Origin of the sequence: Lentzea cavernae (assembly GCF_014653695.1) — a bacterium.
Taxonomy (GTDB): Bacteria; Actinomycetota; Actinomycetes; order Mycobacteriales; family Pseudonocardiaceae; genus Lentzea; species Lentzea cavernae.
Genome location: NZ_BNAR01000002.1, coordinates 822808 through 838976, shown reverse-complemented (window position 1 = coordinate 838976; position 16169 = coordinate 822808). Strand labels below are relative to the sequence as shown.

15 protein-coding genes and 1 pseudogene are annotated in these 16169 nt (G+C 70.9%); 10 read left to right on the top strand and 6 right to left on the bottom strand.

Going from position 1 to position 16169, the window contains the following annotated elements; genetic code table 11:
- The first annotated feature begins 2 nt into the window (after positions 1 to 2).
- The 4 genes from IE307_RS09830 (at position 3) to IE307_RS09815 (ending at position 3643) form a co-directional block, all read left to right on the top strand.
- On the top strand, positions 3 to 731 hold the full coding sequence (locus tag IE307_RS09830) for a GntR family transcriptional regulator (RefSeq protein WP_191297525.1): 729 nt from the start codon (positions 3 to 5) through the stop codon (positions 729 to 731).
- Positions 732 to 789: 58 nt separating this feature from the next.
- Positions 790 to 2229: an NCS1 family nucleobase:cation symporter-1 gene (locus tag IE307_RS09825; RefSeq protein ID WP_191297524.1), complete on the top strand. Its 1440-nt coding sequence runs from the start codon at positions 790 to 792 to the stop codon at positions 2227 to 2229.
- Complete coding sequence (locus IE307_RS09820; RefSeq protein WP_191297523.1) at positions 2226 to 2969, top strand: aspartate/glutamate racemase family protein; 744 nt, start codon at positions 2226 to 2228, stop codon at positions 2967 to 2969. Before IE307_RS09825 ends, IE307_RS09820 begins: the two co-directional genes overlap by 4 nt.
- 233 nt (positions 2970 to 3202) lie before the next feature.
- Positions 3203 to 3643, top strand: a complete 441-nt coding sequence (locus tag IE307_RS09815) for a hypothetical protein (RefSeq protein ID WP_191297522.1) — start codon at positions 3203 to 3205, stop codon at positions 3641 to 3643.
- A 6-nt stretch (positions 3644 to 3649) separates the two neighbouring features.
- Here the strand turns inward: IE307_RS09815 and IE307_RS09810 are convergent, their stop codons facing one another.
- Entirely contained in the window at positions 3650 to 5989 is a 2340-nt protein-coding gene (locus IE307_RS09810; RefSeq protein ID WP_191297521.1) for an ATP-binding protein, read from the bottom strand.
- A gap of 182 nt (positions 5990 to 6171) precedes the next feature.
- On the opposite strand from IE307_RS09810, the pseudogene IE307_RS09805 reads away from it, so the two are divergent.
- Positions 6172 to 7251: pseudogene (locus IE307_RS09805) on the top strand (glycosyltransferase 87 family protein); the annotation flags it as partial.
- On the opposite strand, the gene IE307_RS09800 reads toward IE307_RS09805, so the two are convergent.
- On the bottom strand, positions 7245 to 8387 hold the full coding sequence (locus IE307_RS09800; RefSeq protein ID WP_308436344.1) for a GTP-binding protein: 1143 nt from the start codon (positions 8385 to 8387) through the stop codon (positions 7245 to 7247). The pseudogene IE307_RS09805 and the gene IE307_RS09800 sit on opposite strands and share 7 nt — an antisense overlap.
- Positions 8387 to 9400 carry a GTP-binding protein gene (locus tag IE307_RS09795; protein ID WP_191297519.1) on the bottom strand — a complete coding sequence of 338 codons (1014 nt, stop codon included), beginning with the start codon at positions 9398 to 9400 and terminating at the stop codon, positions 8387 to 8389. The genes IE307_RS09800 and IE307_RS09795 overlap by 1 nt, the downstream gene beginning before the upstream one ends.
- A gap of 74 nt (positions 9401 to 9474) precedes the next feature.
- On the opposite strand from IE307_RS09795, the gene IE307_RS09790 reads away from it, so the two are divergent.
- The 5 genes from IE307_RS09790 (at position 9475) to IE307_RS09770 (ending at position 12672) form a co-directional block, all read left to right on the top strand.
- Positions 9475 to 10092 carry a DsbA family oxidoreductase gene (locus IE307_RS09790; protein WP_191297518.1) on the top strand — a complete coding sequence of 206 codons (618 nt, stop codon included), beginning with the start codon at positions 9475 to 9477 and terminating at the stop codon, positions 10090 to 10092.
- Between the two features lies 1 nt (position 10093).
- Positions 10094 to 10435, top strand: a complete 342-nt coding sequence (locus IE307_RS09785; protein WP_191297517.1) for an STAS domain-containing protein — start codon at positions 10094 to 10096, stop codon at positions 10433 to 10435.
- A complete protein-coding gene (locus IE307_RS09780; protein ID WP_191297516.1) occupies positions 10428 to 11093 on the top strand; it encodes a DUF1345 domain-containing protein in 666 nt (221 codons plus the stop codon). Before IE307_RS09785 ends, IE307_RS09780 begins: the two co-directional genes overlap by 8 nt.
- Before the next feature lie 137 nt (positions 11094 to 11230).
- Positions 11231 to 12433 (top strand): MFS transporter, encoded by a 1203-nt coding sequence (locus tag IE307_RS09775; RefSeq protein ID WP_191297515.1) that lies wholly within the window; start codon positions 11231 to 11233, stop codon positions 12431 to 12433.
- Positions 12418 to 12672 carry a Smr/MutS family protein gene (locus IE307_RS09770; RefSeq protein ID WP_191297514.1) on the top strand — a complete coding sequence of 85 codons (255 nt, stop codon included), beginning with the start codon at positions 12418 to 12420 and terminating at the stop codon, positions 12670 to 12672. The genes IE307_RS09775 and IE307_RS09770 overlap by 16 nt, the downstream gene beginning before the upstream one ends.
- A gap of 3 nt (positions 12673 to 12675) precedes the next feature.
- Here the strand turns inward: IE307_RS09770 and IE307_RS09765 are convergent, their stop codons facing one another.
- The 3 genes from IE307_RS09765 to IE307_RS09755 form a co-directional block, all read right to left on the bottom strand.
- Complete coding sequence (locus IE307_RS09765) at positions 12676 to 13446, bottom strand: MHYT domain-containing protein (RefSeq protein ID WP_191297513.1); 771 nt, start codon at positions 13444 to 13446, stop codon at positions 12676 to 12678.
- Positions 13447 to 13632: 186 nt separating this feature from the next.
- Positions 13633 to 14664 carry a cobalamin B12-binding domain-containing protein gene (locus IE307_RS09760; RefSeq protein WP_191297512.1) on the bottom strand — a complete coding sequence of 344 codons (1032 nt, stop codon included), beginning with the start codon at positions 14662 to 14664 and terminating at the stop codon, positions 13633 to 13635.
- A complete protein-coding gene (locus tag IE307_RS09755) occupies positions 14661 to 16121 on the bottom strand; it encodes a PP2C family protein-serine/threonine phosphatase (RefSeq protein WP_229904560.1) in 1461 nt (486 codons plus the stop codon). Before IE307_RS09755 ends, IE307_RS09760 begins: the two co-directional genes overlap by 4 nt.
- Between the last annotated feature and the right edge of the window lie 48 nt (positions 16122 to 16169).

Below are 16169 nucleotides of genomic sequence, written 5' to 3'. Positions count from 1 at the left end.
GGATGAGTCGCGCGCCCAGGAGACGGTCGATCGTGGTGGCGAAGCTCGAGGCCGGCCGCGGCGGCAGCGCGCAGGCGGCCATCCTCGCCGAACTGCGGCGGTGCCTGCTGGACGGGGTGCCGCCGGGCAGCGCCATCCCGCTCGACGAGGTGGCCGTGGTGTTCGGCGTGAGCCGGATCCCCGTGCGGGAGGCGCTCAAGACGTTGATCGGCGAAGGTCTCGTCGAGCACCGGCCCAACTTCGGCTACACGGTCGCGAAACTGACCCCCGAGGAGCTGCACGAGTTGTACGTGGTGCGCGGTGTGCTCGAAGCCGCCGCGCTGGGGGCGGCGGTCTCCCGTGCGCGCCCCGAGCACGACGAACAGGCCCGCGCCGCGCACACCGCCCTGGCCGACGCGCAGGCGGCCGGCGACGTGCGGGCGTACCACCGCGAGAGCCGCCGGTTCCACCTCGCCCTGGTCCGGCCGAGCGGCATGAACCGGCTGCTGGACATGTTCGAGTCGGCCTGGAACCTCACCGAACCGTTGCAGCCCATGGCACACGTGCCCGACGAGGAACGCACGGCCCTGCACGCCGACCACGAGGGCATGCTCGCCGCGTTCGTGGCACGCGACCCCGCCGCACTGGTCGACGCCGCCCGGACCCACCACGAGCGGCTGCGCACGTCGCTGGCGGCCGTGCCGAGGGACACCGGCCTGTTCGCGGACGGGGAAGATATACGTTTCCCGTAGCAACCGGGAAACAACTCCTCCCTACGGTGGCGTCACCCCACCAGGCAGGAGTGCGGCGATGACGACGACAGCGACGAACACGGAGACCAAGCCCGCCTACGACCCGAGGCTGACCAACGCCGATCTGGCGCCGTTGGAGAAGCAGACCTGGGGCTCCTACAACATCTTCGCGTTCTGGATGTCGGACGTGCACAGCGTCGGCGGGTACGTCACCGCGGGCAGCCTCTTCCTGCTGGGCCTGAGCGGCTGGCAGGTGCTGGTGGCCCTGCTGGCGGGCATCGGCATCGTGTACTTCTTCTGCAACCTGGTCGCGAAACCCAGCCAGCAGACCGGTGTGCCGTACCCGGTGATCTGCCGCAGCGTGTTCGGGGTGCTCGGGGCGAACGTGCCCGCCATCATCCGCGGGCTGATCGCGGTGGCGTGGTACGGCATCCAGACCTACCTGGCGTCCGCCGCCCTGGACGTGGTGCTGCTCAAGCTCTTCCCGTCGCTGCTGCCGTACGCGGACGTGCAGCAGCACGGTCTCCTGGGACTGTCGGCGCTGGGGTGGGCGTCGTTCACCGTGCTGTGGTTGCTGCAGGCGGCCGTGTTCTGGACCGGAATGGAGACGATCAGGCGGTTCATCGACTTCTGCGGTCCCGCCGTGTACGTGGTGATGTTCCTGCTCGCCGGCTACCTGATCGCCCGCGCGGGCTGGGGCGCGATCGACTTCAACCTCGGCGACGTGAAGCACACGGGCTGGGCGTCGCTGCCGGTGATGTTCGGCGCCATCGCACTGGTGGTGTCGTACTTCTCCGGACCGATGCTCAACTTCGGCGACTTCTCCCGCTACGGCAAGTCGTTCGCGGCGGTCAAGCGCGGCAACCTGCTCGGCCTGCCGGTCAACTTCCTCGTGTTCGCCGTGCTGGTCGTCGTCACCGCGTCCCTCACCGTGCCGGTGTTCGGCGAGCTGCTGACCGATCCTGTCGCGACGGTCGCGCGGATCGACAGCACGTTCGCGATCGTGCTGGGAGCGTTGACGTTCAGCATCGCCACGGTCGGCATCAACATCGTCGCCAACTTCATCTCGCCCGCGTTCGACTTCTCCAACGTCAACCCGCGCCGCATCAGCTGGCGCGCGGGCGGAATGATCGCCGCGGTCGGGTCGGTGCTGATCACGCCGTGGAACCTCTACCACAACCCGGCCGTCATCCACTACACGCTGGAGACGCTGGGCGCGTTCATCGGTCCGCTCTTCGGCGTCTTGATCGCCGGGCACTACGTGGTGGCGCGCCAGCGGGTCGAGGTCGACGACCTGTTCACCATGTCGCCCACCGGGAAGTACTGGTACCGCAAGGGGTACAACCCGAAGGCGATCGTCTCGACGGTGGCGGCCTCGCTCGTGGCGATGGTGCCGGTCCTGGTTCCCGCCCTGTCGGCCGCCGCCCCGTACAGCTGGTTCGTCGGCATGGCACTCGGCTTCGTGCTGTTCTTCCTGCTGTCCCGGGGAGACCGGTGAGGATCCACGTCGTCAACCCCAACACCAGCGAGGCCATGACCGAGACGATCCGCCGCGCCGCCGCGGCGGTCGCCGGACCGGGCGTGGAAGTGCTGACCACCTGCCCGTCGATGGGCCCGGCGTCGATCGAGAGCCACTACGACGAGGCGCTCAGCGTGCCAGGCCTGCTGGCCGAGATCGCGTCGGCGCCCGCGGACGGCCACGTGATCGCCTGCTTCGGCGATCCGGGCCTGGACGCCGCCCGCGAGCTCGCGGACGGCCCCGTGATCGGCATCGCGGAGGCGGCGATGCGCACCGCGGCGTGCCTGGGCCGGGGGTTCAGCGTCGTCACGACACTGGACCGCACCTGCGGCCGGGCCTGGGACCTCGCCCACCGCTACGGCATGGCGGGGTTATGCCGGGGCGTGTCGGCCTGCGACGTGCCGGTGCTGGAGGTGGAGGCCGCGGTGGACGCCGTCGTCGCCGCGTGCCGGACAGCGGTGGTGGCGGACCGCTCGGACGTCGTGGTGCTCGGGTGCGCCGGCATGACCGCACAGCGCGCGGAGATCGAACGGCGGGTCGGTGTTCCCGTGGTGGACGGTGTGCAGGCGGCGGTGCTGCAGGTGGAGTCGTTGGTGCGCATGGGTTTGCGGACGAGCGCGGTGGGGGAGTTCGCCTCGCCGCCGCCGAAGCCCTACGCAGGCGTGCTGGAGGCGTTCGGGGCATCCCCGGTCCGGCATCGTGCCGGCCGGATCCGCTGATCAAGAATCCAGCTGACGGGTGAACGGGTGGTCCGCGCCGAGCACCCAGCGCCTCAGCCAGAACGGGGTGAGCTGCGGCGGGCGTCACCGTGCTGGACAACTGTTTCCGTTGCAGGTGCACGTCGTTCAGTGGAGCGATGCTGCTCGCCAACGGGAAGCCGCAGTTCTTTTGATGATCGTCATCGCCGAGGCCGGTCGTCTTCGCCGATGGTTCCGAGAGCTAGTCTGCTCGCGTGAGCTCTCTCGAGGACGTGGCCGAGCGCGACGGCTGGCGCTGCTGGGTGTGCGACGAACCGGTCGACCCCGGCATGTCGGTGAACGACCCGCGGGGTCCCAGCGTCGACAGCCGGACCGCCGACCGGAAGGCCAAGGTCGCCGAGCGGCTCGCGCACCGCGGGTGCAACACCCGCAAGGGCGCGGTCAAGGTGGTCATCGCCTGGCCGGACCGCCTGCACGTGGCCGAGCCCGCGCCTCTGATCACCGTCGCCGGGCGGCTGGAACGCAAGGGGGGCCGCGAGATGGTGGCCCGCTGCCCGACCCGGCAGGACGCCCAGGAGACGGCGGACTGGCTGCAGGACCGGTTCTCCAGGCTGGTGCCGGGTCTGCCCGTGACCGCGAGCGTCGAGGCGGGCGGCGGTCAGTTCCTCGTCGTCCTGGCCACCGGCCGCCGCTGACCCGGATCACCGGGAGCGCAGCGCCGCCCCCAGTTGCGCCGCCGTGACGCGCACCGCGGGTGTGTCGTAGCGGTCGCACTCGGCCAGTGCCCGCACCCTGAGTTCGCGGGCCTGCGCCGGATCGCCCGCCGCGTCGGCGAGTTCGGCGAGCCGGGCCATGATCTCGACCCGGTGGTCGGACAGCCGGGCCTCGCCCAGGGCCGCCCGCAGTTGCTCGCGCGCCTCGCCGAACCTGCCCGCGTCCATCAGCACCAGGCCGCGGTTGTGCTGCACGCGGGCGGTGCCCGCGGTGTTGGAGTGCTTGCGGAACAACGTCTCCGCCTCGTCGAGGAGGTCCTGGGCGGCGGTCACCTGGCCCGCGGCCGCCAGGGTCGTCGCCAGGCGGATCAGGATCATCGACAGCAGTTCGTCGTCGCCGCCCGCCTCGCGGTGCTGGTCGACACCGCGTTGCTGCACCTCGACGGCCTCGGTGAGATCGCCGGCGGTGTGCAGCATCAGGCCCAGCAGGGAGAGCGCGAGGTTCTCGCCGATCCGGTACCCCGCCCGCTCGAACAGGGCGACCGAACGGCGGCCGAGTTCCACCGCCTTCTGCGCTTCGCCGAGCCGCCGCCGGATCGCTGAGCCGTAGTAGTAGGTCCAGGCCTCGGTGATGGTGTCGTCGATCTGGATCGCCGCGGCCTTTTCGTGCACAGCCAGCGCTTCGTGCGGTCGGCCGCACAACGCGTACAGCGCCCACGAGAGGTAGTTCAACTGCTCGGCGGCGTCCTTGGCGTTGCCCAGTTCACCGGCCGCATCGGCTCCGGCGGAGAACACCTCACGCCACAGTTCGCCGACGCCGTGCATGTCCGAGTACCAGTGCATGGCTTGTGCCAGAACGAGAACGTGCTCGTGCTCGCCGGCCTCGGCCGCCGCTTTCAGAGCCTCGCGCCAGTTCTCGAGCTCCAGCTCCAGCCACCTGGCGGCGGACTCCTTGTCGTGCACCGGACCCAGTCGTTCGGCGGGCACGTCGTGGTCGAAGAAGAGCGCTGCCCTGGTGGCGACGTCGAGGAGCCGGTGCCGCAAACGCGTGCGTGCTTCCTGGACGGCCGCTGGGTCGTCGTCGAGTTCCAGGCGTTCGGCGGCGAAGACGTGCAACAGGTCGTGGCGCGTGTAGCGGCCGGGGATCTCGCTGATGCCGAGCAGGCTCGCGTCGGCCAGCTCCTCCAACGCCTCCTCGGCGTCCGGGGTGAGCACGGCGGCCAGGACCGAGCTGATGCCGGGGCCCGGTACCAGGGCGAGCCTGCGGAACAGGGTGGCGGCGCCGGGACCGAGCTGGTGGTAGGAGATCTCGAACGCCGCCCGCACCTGCAGGTCGCCCGCCCGCAGCACGGACAGGCGGCGCCGCTCGTCCTCCAGCTGCCCGGCGAGGTGGCTGATCGTCCACTGTGGCCTGCTCGTCAGCCGGTTGCCCGCGATGAGCAACGCCAGCGGCATGCCCCCGCACAGCTCGGCGACCCGCAGCGCCGCTTCCGGTTCGGCGTCGATCCGACCAGGACCCGTCACGGCGCGGAGCAGTTCGACGGACCGGCCGAGCGGCAACAACTCCAGCGCGAGGCGGTGGCGGGCGTCGAGGCCGGTCAGGATCCGGCGGCTGGTCAGCAGGACGAGCGTGCCGGGGCTGGAGGCGAGCAGCGGACGCACCTGGGCCTCGTTCGCCGCGTTGTCCAGCACCAGCAACACGGTCCGGTCGCGCAGCTGCGAGCGGTACAGCGACAGCCTGTCGTCCGGGTCGGCGGGGATCTGGCGTTCGTCCACGCCGAACGAGCGCAGCAACCGGTGGGCCGCCCTGTCCGGGGTCAGCGGCTCGGGGTCGGTGCCGCGCAGGTCGAGGAACACGCAGCCGTCGGCGAACCGCGCGCCCAGCCGGTGACCCGCCTCGACGGCGAGGGCGGTCTTGCCGGAGCCGGGCGCGCCGTGGACCACCGCGATCTGCAGCCGCGAGGACGCCGAGGCGTCCGCGGCGAACCCGTCCAGGAGCTGCTTCTCGCCCTCCCTGCCGGTGAGCTCGATCAGCACCGGCGGCAGCGACGAGGACGCGACGGCGAACGGCGCCTCGGGCCGTTGCTGGACCGCGACGACCCGGCTGGCGCGGGCCAGTGCCGTGAACTCCGCGGCCTCGTCGTCCCGCAGGTCCAGGCCGGTGACGAGCAGTTGCACGGTGCGGAACTGCGGGCTGAGCGTGCGGCCGCGTTCCATGTCGCTGATCGCGCGTGTGCTCAGACCGGTGCGCTCGGCGAGTTCTTCCTGCGTCAGCGGAACACGGGACCGGTAGAAGCGGAGGAAGTCCCCGAACGCCGTCGTGCCCACCGCCCGCCCCCCGAAGTCTCAGCGCATTATGCGTTGGGAAGGACGCGTGTGCTTGATCGTCGTTGCGGGCGGGAGCGCGTCTGCAGCGGTACGTCGAGCTGGGACAGGGTGCTCGGTGAACCCGGCGCTCACGTCGTGATGGACACTCTCACCGGCCAGAACCGCAGTCGCAGGAGGAACCGGTGATCGAACAGCGCGTCCTGAGGTTCGCGCCTCTGGTGTTGTGCCTGTCGCTCGCCGCCTACGCCGCGACGGCGAACTGGGGCATGATCGACCTGAAGGTGTACTGGAGCCTCGCCCCGAACGTGCTGACCGACGAGCTCTACTCGATCGACATGCCGTTCACGGCGGACTTCCCGCTGCCGTTCACCTACCCGCCGTTCGCGGCTGCGGTGTTCCTGCCGCTGTCGGCGTTGCCGTGGACCGCCGCGCGGGTCGTCTGGCAGGTGTTGTCGCTGGTCTGCCTGTGGTGGCTGGTGCGCACGGCGCTGAAGGCGCTGGCGGGGGACGTGCGGTACGACGAGCGCCGTGCTCTGCTGTGGACGGCGATCGCGCTGTGGTTCGAACCCGTGCGCAAGACGCTCGACTTCGGGCAGATCAACCTCGTCCTGGTCGCCGGGGTGTTCGCGGCGATGCTCGCGGTCCGGCAGGTGGTGGCGGGCCTCGGTGTCGGCGTCGCCGCCGGGACGAAGCTGACGCCGGCGATCTCCGGGCTGTACTTCCTCGTCACCGGCAGGTGGAAGGCCGCGCTGTGGTCGATCGCGGGCTTCGCGGTCACCGTGGCGCTGGGATTCCTCGTGTCGGCGGGGGACTCGTGGCGCTACTGGTTCGAGCTGCTCGGCGCGGCGGACCGGGTCGGGCCGGTGGGGTCGGTGATCAACCAGTCGTTGCGCGGCGCGTTGTCGCGGTCGCTCGGGTACGACGTCGAGATGTCCTGGCCGTGGCTGCTCGCGGTGGCGGTGTCCGCGGGGCTGACGTGGTTCGCGTTGCGGGCGGCGGTGCGTGCCGGGGACGCGCCGGCCGCCGTGGTCACCGTGCAGTTCTTCGGGTTGCTGGTCTCGCCGATCTCGTGGAGCCACCACTGGCTGTGGGTGATCCCGCTGGTGTTGTGGCTCGTCCACTCGCGGCGCAACCTGGTGCTCGCCGGGGTGTGGGTGGTCGCGGTCTGCTCGGACGTCATCACGGTCCTCATCGACCTGCAGCCGTCCATCTGGGAGATCCCGAGGCCGTGGCCGCTCGCGGTGCTCGGCTGGATCTACCCCGCGCTGGCGCTGGTCACGCTGGGGGTGATCGGGTGGTCGTGCAGGTCGGTCAGGTCCCACTCCGGCAACGGGTCCGCGAACGTCCGCCAGGTGCCCGGCCCCGCCGCGAGCTCGTAGTCGGTGAGCAGCGCGGGATCCAGGCGCCGCGCGGGCTCCGTCACGTCGAGGTCCACCCCGATGAACACCAGTTCCTGGCGGCCGAGAGGCTCGTCGAGCAGCTGACCGGGTTCGATGACCAGGTTCGGGCCCGCCTGCGACCACACGGCCAGCACGTCCGGCCGGGAGGCGATGTGGCAGAAACCCTTGCTGCGCAACACGCCCTCCCAGTCGCTCAACGCCTCCGCGAGCCGGGCCGGGTGGAACGGCCGTGACGCGCGGTAGGTGACGGACCGGATGCCGTACTCCTCGGTCTCCGGGGTGTGCCCGCCGGCCAGCTCCTGGGCCCAGCCCGGCGACTGCGAGGCGGCGACGGGGTCGTAGCGGCCGGTGTCGAGCACGTCCGACAGCTCCACGACCCCCCGGCGCGCGTGCAGCAGACGGGCGGACGGGTTGAGTCGTCGCAGCAGGGCGTCGAGGGCCGCGAGTTCCGGGGCGGTGACGAGGTCGGTCTTGTTCACCACGAGCACGGTCGCGAACTCCACCTGGTCCACGAGCAGGTCCGAGATCGAGCGCTCGTCGCCCTCGGCGGCCTCCAGGTCCCGTGCGTGCAGGCGGTCGCCGGTGGTCAGTTCGCGCAGGAAGCCCGCCGCGTCCACCACGGTCACCATCGTGTCGAGCCGCGCGAGGTCGGACAGGCTCGTGCCGTCGGAGAACGTCCAGTCGAACGTCGCGGCCACCGGCATCGGCTCGGAGATGCCCGTCGACTCGACCAGGATCGTGTCGAACCGGCCCGAGCGCGCCAGTTCGCCGACGCTGTCGAGCAGGTCCTCCCGCAACGTGCAGCAGATGCAGCCGTTGGTGAGCTCGACGAGGCGTTCGGTGGAGCGGTCGACCAGGGCCGCGTCGATGTTGACCTCGCTCATGTCGTTCACGACCACCGCCACCCGGCGGCCGGAGCGGTTGGCGAGCACGTGGTTGAGCAGTGTCGTCTTGCCGGCGCCGAGGAAGCCGGACAGCACGGTCACGGGGGTGCGCATCAGAGTTCCATCTCCTCGTGCCAGTCGGCGAACGGATCGGCGAAGTCGAGCTCGGTGATCAGCCCCAGCTCCTCGTCGGTGACCAGGGCCGAGCGCAGGGCCGCGCTGATCTCCGCCGCGTCGGCGGACGTCGTGATCACCACGACCTCCTGGTCGCGGTCGCCCTCCCACGGCCCGAGGTTGCCCACGCGCAGCCCGCCGCCCGCGGACTCGAGCCACAGCGCCGCGTCGGGCTGGCTCGCCACCCACACCCGGCCGCGCACCCGCACCACGCCGTCGAGCAGCACGTCGATGCAGTCGTGCAGGCGCATGGGGTGGAACGGGCGCCGGTCGGTGAAGTGGACGACGGACACGCCGTGCGCCGGCTCCAGCGACGGCCGCCCGAACAGCAACGACCCGAAACCGTCGTCGATCAGGCCGCGCCGCGAGGTGTCCGGGATCGCCGCGAGCAGGGCGACGACGTCCAGCGCGTCCAGCCGCTGACGGGGCGCGCCGGGGGAGAGGCGGTCCAGCACGGCGGTGAGCACCGGGCCGGCCGGGCCCGTCAGCACCAGCGCGTCAGCGAACTCCGCCTGCCCGACCACGACCTGGGCGACGGTCCGCTCGTCACCCTCGGCCGCGCGCATGCCCCGGTCGGCGAGCGAGTCGGTGCCCGTGGCGTCGTCGAGCCAGGTGGCGCTGTCGACGACCGTGACGACGGCCTCGACCTCCACCGCCGTCTCGCTCAGCGCGAAGCACACGGCCTCCGGTTCGAGCATCGGGTCCAGTTGCACGATCACGCGCCCATCCAGCCCCTCCAGCAACGGGATCAGGTCGAGCCGCAACGTGCACGACACACAGCCGTGCGCGAGCTCCAGCACCGTGAGCCGGCCGTCCGCCCAGCGCCGCACCACCCCGTCGGCCAGGCTGCTCAGATCGTGTCTGACCAGCGACGACTCCGGTGACGCCCGCCAGAGCTCGTCGGCCACGTCGTGGTGGGTGAACCCGGCTACCAATACGACCCGTGCTGCCATGGTCGTGAAGCGTACATGACAACGATTATCGTTTTAGATCGGACGTCCGCCAGGAGGCATGACATGATCGAAGGATGCAGGTCGAGTTCTGGGCTGACGTCATCTGCCCGTGGTGCTACATCGGCAAGGTGCGCTTCGACAAGGCGCTCGCCGGGTTCGAGCACCGCGCCGAGATCACCGTGGTGCACCGCGCGTTCGAGCTGGATCCCACGAGAACAGGCGTCGAGTCCGTGCAGGACATGCTTGCCGCCAAGTTCGGCCCCCGCGCCGCCGAGATGGAAGAGTCCGTCGCCGGGCTCGCGCGCGACGAGGGCCTCGAGTACCGCCTGGACCGCGAGGTCGGCAACACGTTCGACGTGCACCGGCTGCTGCACCTGGCGGGGGAGAAGGGCGTTCAGCACCAGGTCCTCGACGCGGTGTTGCAGGCCAACTTCGGGCAGGCGCGGTCGCTGTTCACGCCCGAGTCGTTGTCCGAGATCACCACCGAGGCGGGGCTCGACGCCGCCGACGTGAAGTCCGTCCTCGAAGACCCGGCCGCGTACGCGGCCGAGGTGCGCGCCGACGAGCAGCGCGCCCGCGACATCGGTGTGTCCGGCGTGCCGTTCGTGGTGCTCGCCGGACGGCTGGCCGTGTCCGGCGCCCAGCCCACCGAGTTGTTCGAGCGAGCGCTGGCGCAGGCCTGGGAGGCGTGAGATGGAAGAGCAGCTGCTGAAGGTCGAGACGGACAAGCGCGACACCGCCGTCGTGCTCCGCGCTGAGGGGGAGGTCGACTCGTACACGGCGGAGCTGCTGCGCGACGAGCTCTCCGAGGCGTTCGGCGAGGGTCTTCCCATCGTGCTGGACGTGAGCGGCGTCGAGTTCTTCGCGTCCGCCGGTCTCTCCGTGCTCGTGGAGTTCCACCTGCGCGGCGAGGAGCGCGGCACGCCGTTCCGGCTCGTGTCGCCCAGGGGCAGCGTGCTGCGGGCCCTGAAGGCCACCACCCTGACCGAGACGCTCGAGCTGTACCTGGACGTGGACGCGGCGCTGGATGCCTGACCTGCCGTCCCGCCCGTTGCCCGACGGCTTCGTGCTGGACCGCACCAAGGTCGTCGCCGCGCTCGCCGCGGGCCTCGTCAGCGGCCTCGCCGTCGCGCTGACCGGCCACGGCGAGTTCGGCCTGCTGGTCGGCTGGGACGTCGCCACGCTCGTGTACCTCGTGCGGGCGTGGCTGGTCATCTGGCCGATGGACGCCGAGGAGACCGCCCGGCACGCCGTGCGCAACGACCCCACCCGCCGCGTCGCCGAGGTCGTGCTGATCGTGGCCGCCTTGGCGAGCCTGGTGTCCGTGGGGTTCGTGCTGGCCCGTGCCGCGCACACCACCGGAGGGTCCGAACTGCTGCGCGTCGGGCTCGGTGTGTTGTCCGTGGTGCTGTCGTGGGCGGTCGTGCACACGATCTTCACGCTGCGGTACGCCCGGTTGTACTACTACGGGGCGGACGGCGGGATCGACTTCAACCAGCCCGAGCCGCCCGACTACGGCGACTTCGCGTACGTGGCGTTCAGCATCGGGATGACGTTCCAGGTGTCCGACACGAGTCTGTCGGGGCGTGAGATGCGCCGGACGGCCTTGAAGCACGCCCTGCTGTCGTACCTGTTCGGCACCGGGGTGCTGGCGACAACGATCAACCTGGTCGCGAGCATCAGCAGTCAGTGACTCGGGTGCCCCGCGATGAGCAGCACCGCGTCGAGCAACCGCCACGGGTCGTGTTCGCCTGCGCAGGCAGGATGTGAGCGCTGATCAGCCGTCTGACGGCGGCAGGCGTCCTGACGAACGACTACCTGGGGGTAGCGGTGTTCGAAGCGTTCAAGATCCGTGATTTCAGGCTGCTCTGGACCGGCCGGACGGTGAGCCTGCTGGGCTCCTGGCTGCTGGTGATCGCCATCCCGGCCCACGTCCACGCGCTCACGGGTTCGTTGCTCGCGACCGGCCTCACGCTCGTGGCCGAGTGCCTGCCACCGCTGCTGCTGGGCCCGATCGCGGGCGTGCTGACCGACCGCTGGGACCGCCGGCGCGTGATGGTCGCCGCGGACCTGTTCCGCGCCACCGCCGTCGCGTTGATGGTGTTCGCCACGGCGGAGCACTCGCTGTGGCTGGTCTACGCGGCGCTGGTCGCGGAGAGCACCGGCGCCGTGTTGTTCCGCCCGGCCGCGCAGGCGCACCTGCCGGTCGTCGTCGGCACGGGCAGTGCTCTGAGCAGCGCGAACTCGCTGAACGCGTTCACCGACGGCACGGTCCGCCTCGTCGCGCCACCGCTCGGGGCGGCCGTTCTGACGTTCGCCGGGTTCCAGGCGCTCATCTGGATCGACGTCGCCAGCTACCTCGTCTCGGCGGCCGCGATCGCGCTGACGACCCGTCGCGGCGGGGTGGTGAAGGGCGAGCGGGCCGACCTCGCCGACGGGTGGAGGGTGTTGCGGGGCCTGCCGATCGCGGTGGTGCTGCTGCCGTTGACCGCGGTGTTCCTGGCGGCCAACGCCTCGCTCAGCGCGTTGCTCGTGCCGTTCGGGATCGAGCGGCTCGGTGGCAGCGAGCAGATCGGGCTCGTGGTGTCGGCACTCGGCGCCGGGTTCCTGCTGGGGGCGGTGCTGATCCGCCGGCTGGTCGACCGGGTGCAGCCGCGGTACCTGCTCGCGGCGAGCCAGTCGGCGGCCGCCGTGGCGTTCTTCGTGCTCTTCAGTTCTACGTCGTTGGTCGTCGCGTTGCCCGCCGGCGTGGCGATCGGTGTGTTCGGTTCGATGACGCTCGTGACGCCGCAAACGGTGCTGCAGCGGGAGGTTCCGAACGAGGCGCTCGGGCGGATCGGCGCGGTGTTCCTGTCGGCGGAGGCGTTGGCGACGTTGATCGGCGCCCTCGCCGGGCCGCTGCTCGCGCAAACGGTGTCGTTGCGCGTCGCCGTCGTGGTCGCCTGTGTCGTCACCGCGGGCGGCGCGCTGGCGGGACTCGTGGTGACGCCCCTGCTGGCGCCGGGCAGAATGGGCGCGTGCCGGACAAGCTGACCGTCGACCTGCACCCGATCTTCCGCAGCGACCAGGACATCGCGCAGGCCGTCCGCGCCACGCTGTTCCGCGCGGCCGGGCAGCGGGTGCCGCTCGTGGAGATCATCACGGGCAAGGGGTCGGGCACGCTCAGGAGCCGGGTGCTCGCGATGTTGAAGCAGCCGCACGTGAAGAAGCTCTACCGGCGCGTGGAAGTCGCTCCCGGCAACGACGGGATGGTGCTCGTGCACCTGCGGTAGGGCTCAGCGCTGGCTGGTGCGCCGCATGACGCGGTCGAGCAGCTCGCTCTCCTCGCGGGTCTCCTCGTCGGACGAGGTGAGGGCGAGCAGGAAGATGATGACCACGCTGACGCCGGCGCCGCCGATGATCAACGACGTGATCAGCTCCTGCGAGTTTCCGACCACAATGGACGCACTGTGGTCGTGCGCCATCGTCATGGCGTACATGCCCGTGTAGTGCATGCCGGTGACGGCGACGCCCATCACGAGCGCGGCGCCGCCGACCGCGAGGGGGCCGGTGACCTTGCGCGTGAACCACAGCGCGACGGTCGAGGCGACCACGGCGATCACGACCGAGAGCGCCACGATGGCGAGGTTGTAGCTGACGTCGGCGTTGATCACGATCGCGGACATGCCGGTGTAGTGCATCGCGGCCACGCCGAGGCCCGTGACGACCCCGCCCGCGGCGAGCAGCCGGAAGCGCGTGTCCCCGTTGACGCCGTAGCGCCGGACGATGAACAGTCCGATCGCGACGACCACGATCGCGACGACCATGCTCAGCAACGTGATCGGGATGTCGTAGGAGACGTTCGACCCCATCCACGTGCCGAGCATCGCGGTGAAGTGCATGCCCCAGATCCCGAGGCCGCCGATCGACACGGCGGCGACGGCGATCCACCAGTTCCGTGTCGTCCTGTTCGCGTTCCGTGCCCGCTCCGCGGCCAGGAGGCCCAAAGTGGAACCGAGAACCGCGACGACGTAGGCCGCGATCGGTGTGGCCGTGCCCATCTCCATGAGCGAGATGAAAACATTTCAAATCTATGTGGCACAAGGCCGTTGGGAATAAAGGGTTTCACTAACACGAACCGCGATCGGGCGAGCACACCCCGTGCGTGGAAGGCACACTCTGCGTCCGTCCACTTGGGATCAAGTTCTGAATCGAGGTCCCGGCTGTCGCGAAGACGGAGTTCGATGCAAGCCCTAGTTCACGGTCTGGACACCTAGACGCGGCCGGGCGAGCATCCGCTGCGCGCGCGGGAAGTCGCGGAGTTGCGCCGAGAGGAGGTCCAGGGTGGGCTCCAGCACCTGTGCCGGCACCCCGCGGGCGTTGAGCACGTCACCGGTCCAGGAGAGGAAGTCCCGGAACAACGAGTCGTCGTCCACGTACAGCGCGGTCGCGAGGTACTCGACGATGTGCGCCAGGTCCTCGGCCGTGTGGTGCCGCTGCTCGTCGCTGTAGGAGTCCATGGCGGGCACCCGGTCCTCGAGACCGCGGTACACCGACCGCACGAGGTCGCGGGCGCTGCGCGTCACCAGGGTGTACTCCTGGTCGGCGAGGTGCGGCAGGTCGTCGACCGGCTGGTGGGGCGGGCTCGGCGCGGGCAGCGTCTGCGACAGCAGCATGTCCGCGGCGGACCGGGCGTCGGCGGCCCACGCGTTCGCGCCGAACCGCCGCGCGTACACGCCGTCCGGGCCGAACGCGGCGCCGCCGACCATCACGGGCACGCCCGTCGCCTGGCACGCCGTCATCGTGGAGTGCGCCGCCGGCAGCCGGGTGGCGATCGAGCTCGACAGCGCCACCACGTCCGGGCCGGTGCGGTGCAGGTACGTGATGAGGTGCGGGGTGGGCACCTGCGCGCCCAGGTAGTCGACGGCGAAACCGCGCAGCGCCAGCACCTCCGCCAGCAACCGCGCGGGCAGCGCGTGCCACTCGCCGTCCACGCACGCCACCGTCACGCGTCCGTGCTCGGCCTTGCGCCGGGGCCGGTCGAGCGACAACGCGGTGACCGCGCGGTCGTTGATCGCGGTGATCGCGTGCTCCTGCGCCACGCTGATCCGGTTCGCGGCCCACTCCCCGCCGACCCGCTTCTGGACCGCGCCGACCACGTCGAGCAGCACGGTCTCGTGGCCGTGCTCGCGGGCGGCGCCGAGCACCACGTCGGTCGCGCGGTGCTCGTCGCCGTCGAGCGCGGCGGCCCACAGGGCGTCGACCACGTCCGCGACCGGGTTCACGAAGGCCTCCTCCGCGGGGCGGCGATCGCGAGCACGGCCATGTCGTCGTGCTCGCCGCCGCCGACCCACTGCGAGGCGAGCATGTGCACGTGTTCGACCAGCGCCTCGGCCGGCATGCCGCCGCAGGCCGCCAGGGCGCGGTGCAGGCGTTCCTCGCCGAACTCCTCGTCGCCCAGCGGGCCGCCGTTGGCCTCGGTGATGCCGTCGGTGTAGAGCAGGCACGAGTCGCCGGGAGCCAGCACGACCTCGTCGGTCGCGGTCTTGATCCGGGGCAGGATGCCGACGAGCGTGCCCTTCGTCCTGGCCACCTCGACCTCGCCGTTGGCCCGGATGATCAACGGAGGCAGGTGCCCGCCCGAGGTCAGCCGCACGTGCAGGCCTTCGTCCACGGGACGGACGGTGCCGACGACCGTGGTGATGAAGCGCGACTCGTCCGTCGTGAGCAGCGCCTGGTTGAGGGCGTGCAGCATCTTCTCGTGGTCGGTCACGACCTGCAGGAGCGCGTGCACGGCCGTGCGGACCTTGCCGGTCTGCGCCGCCGCGTCGAGGCCCTTGCCGCAGACGTCGCCGAGCACGACGAACAGCTGGTCGTCCGGCAGCTCGTGCACGTCGTAGAAGTCGCCGCCGACGCGTTCGGTGTCGCCGGACGCGCGGTAGCGCCCGGCCAGCTCGACGTGCTCGTAGCGGCGCAGGACGGGCGGCAGCAGGTCGCGGGTCAGCCGGTCGGTGATCACGGCCTGCTGGGTGAACAGGCTCGCCGCCGAGATGGCCACGCCCGCACGGGACGCGAACAGCCGCGCGAAGGCCTCCTCGTCCTCGGTGAACTGCTCGTCGCGCCGCATGAGGATCAACGCTCCGGCCGGCACGCCGTGGCCGGGCAGGGGCGTCACGACGATCGACACCACGCCGGCGGCGAGCCACTCGGGCGCCGCGGCCGGGTCGATCCACCGCGACGGCACCGGCGGGAACCCGCGCAGCGCCTCGCTCAGGCCGATGACCTCTTCGACGTCGACGTGCTGCCGTTCGTAGGTCGGCGCCTCACCGCGGCGGCAGCGGGTCATGGGGTGCCCGTCACCGGAGGGCGGCGCGATGACCAGGACCTCGTCGGCGAGGTGCGCGGCGGCCAGTTCGGCCACGACGTTCATGCACCGCTCGGGGTTGAGCGACGTCATCAGGGCGCTCGACATCTGGGCCAGCAGCCCGGCCCGTTCCCGCTCGAGCAGCAGGTCCGTCTCGTCGAGCAGCCACCACGTGACGGAGCCGTCCTCGTTGTCGACCCGGTGGGCTGCGTAGCTGCGGTCTGCGACGTGCACGGACTCGCCGTGCCGCCATTCCGGCGGCAAGGCTTGTTCGGGGAAGAGCGTTTTGGCCGCGTCGTTCATGCCGTGCACCGCACCGACGGCGTCGACGACCAGCGCGGGGCACGGGGAACGCAACCAGCTGGATACCGTGACCACGTTCGAAGTGTGTCATCCGAACCCGATCAAGAACAACGTTTGAACCCC

Bases quoted from the DNA above. Each gene is read 5' to 3' on its own strand.
- IE307_RS09830 (WP_191297525.1), top strand. From the start codon at position 3: ATGAGTCGCGCGCCCAGGAGACGGTCGATCGTGGTGGCGAAGCTCGAG.
- IE307_RS09825 (WP_191297524.1), top strand. From the start codon at position 790: ATGACGACGACAGCGACGAACACGGAGACCAAGCCCGCCTACGACCCG.
- IE307_RS09800 (WP_308436344.1), bottom strand. From the start codon at position 8,387: ATGCGCACCCCCGTGACCGTGCTGTCCGGCTTCCTCGGCGCCGGCAAG.
- IE307_RS09795 (WP_191297519.1), bottom strand. From the start codon at position 9,400: ATGGCAGCACGGGTCGTATTGGTAGCCGGGTTCACCCACCACGACGTG.
- IE307_RS09790 (WP_191297518.1), top strand. From the start codon at position 9,475: ATGCAGGTCGAGTTCTGGGCTGACGTCATCTGCCCGTGGTGCTACATC.
- IE307_RS09785 (WP_191297517.1), top strand. From the start codon at position 10,094: ATGGAAGAGCAGCTGCTGAAGGTCGAGACGGACAAGCGCGACACCGCC.
- IE307_RS09780 (WP_191297516.1), top strand. From the start codon at position 10,428: ATGCCTGACCTGCCGTCCCGCCCGTTGCCCGACGGCTTCGTGCTGGAC.
- IE307_RS09765 (WP_191297513.1), bottom strand. From the start codon at position 13,446: ATGGAGATGGGCACGGCCACACCGATCGCGGCCTACGTCGTCGCGGTT.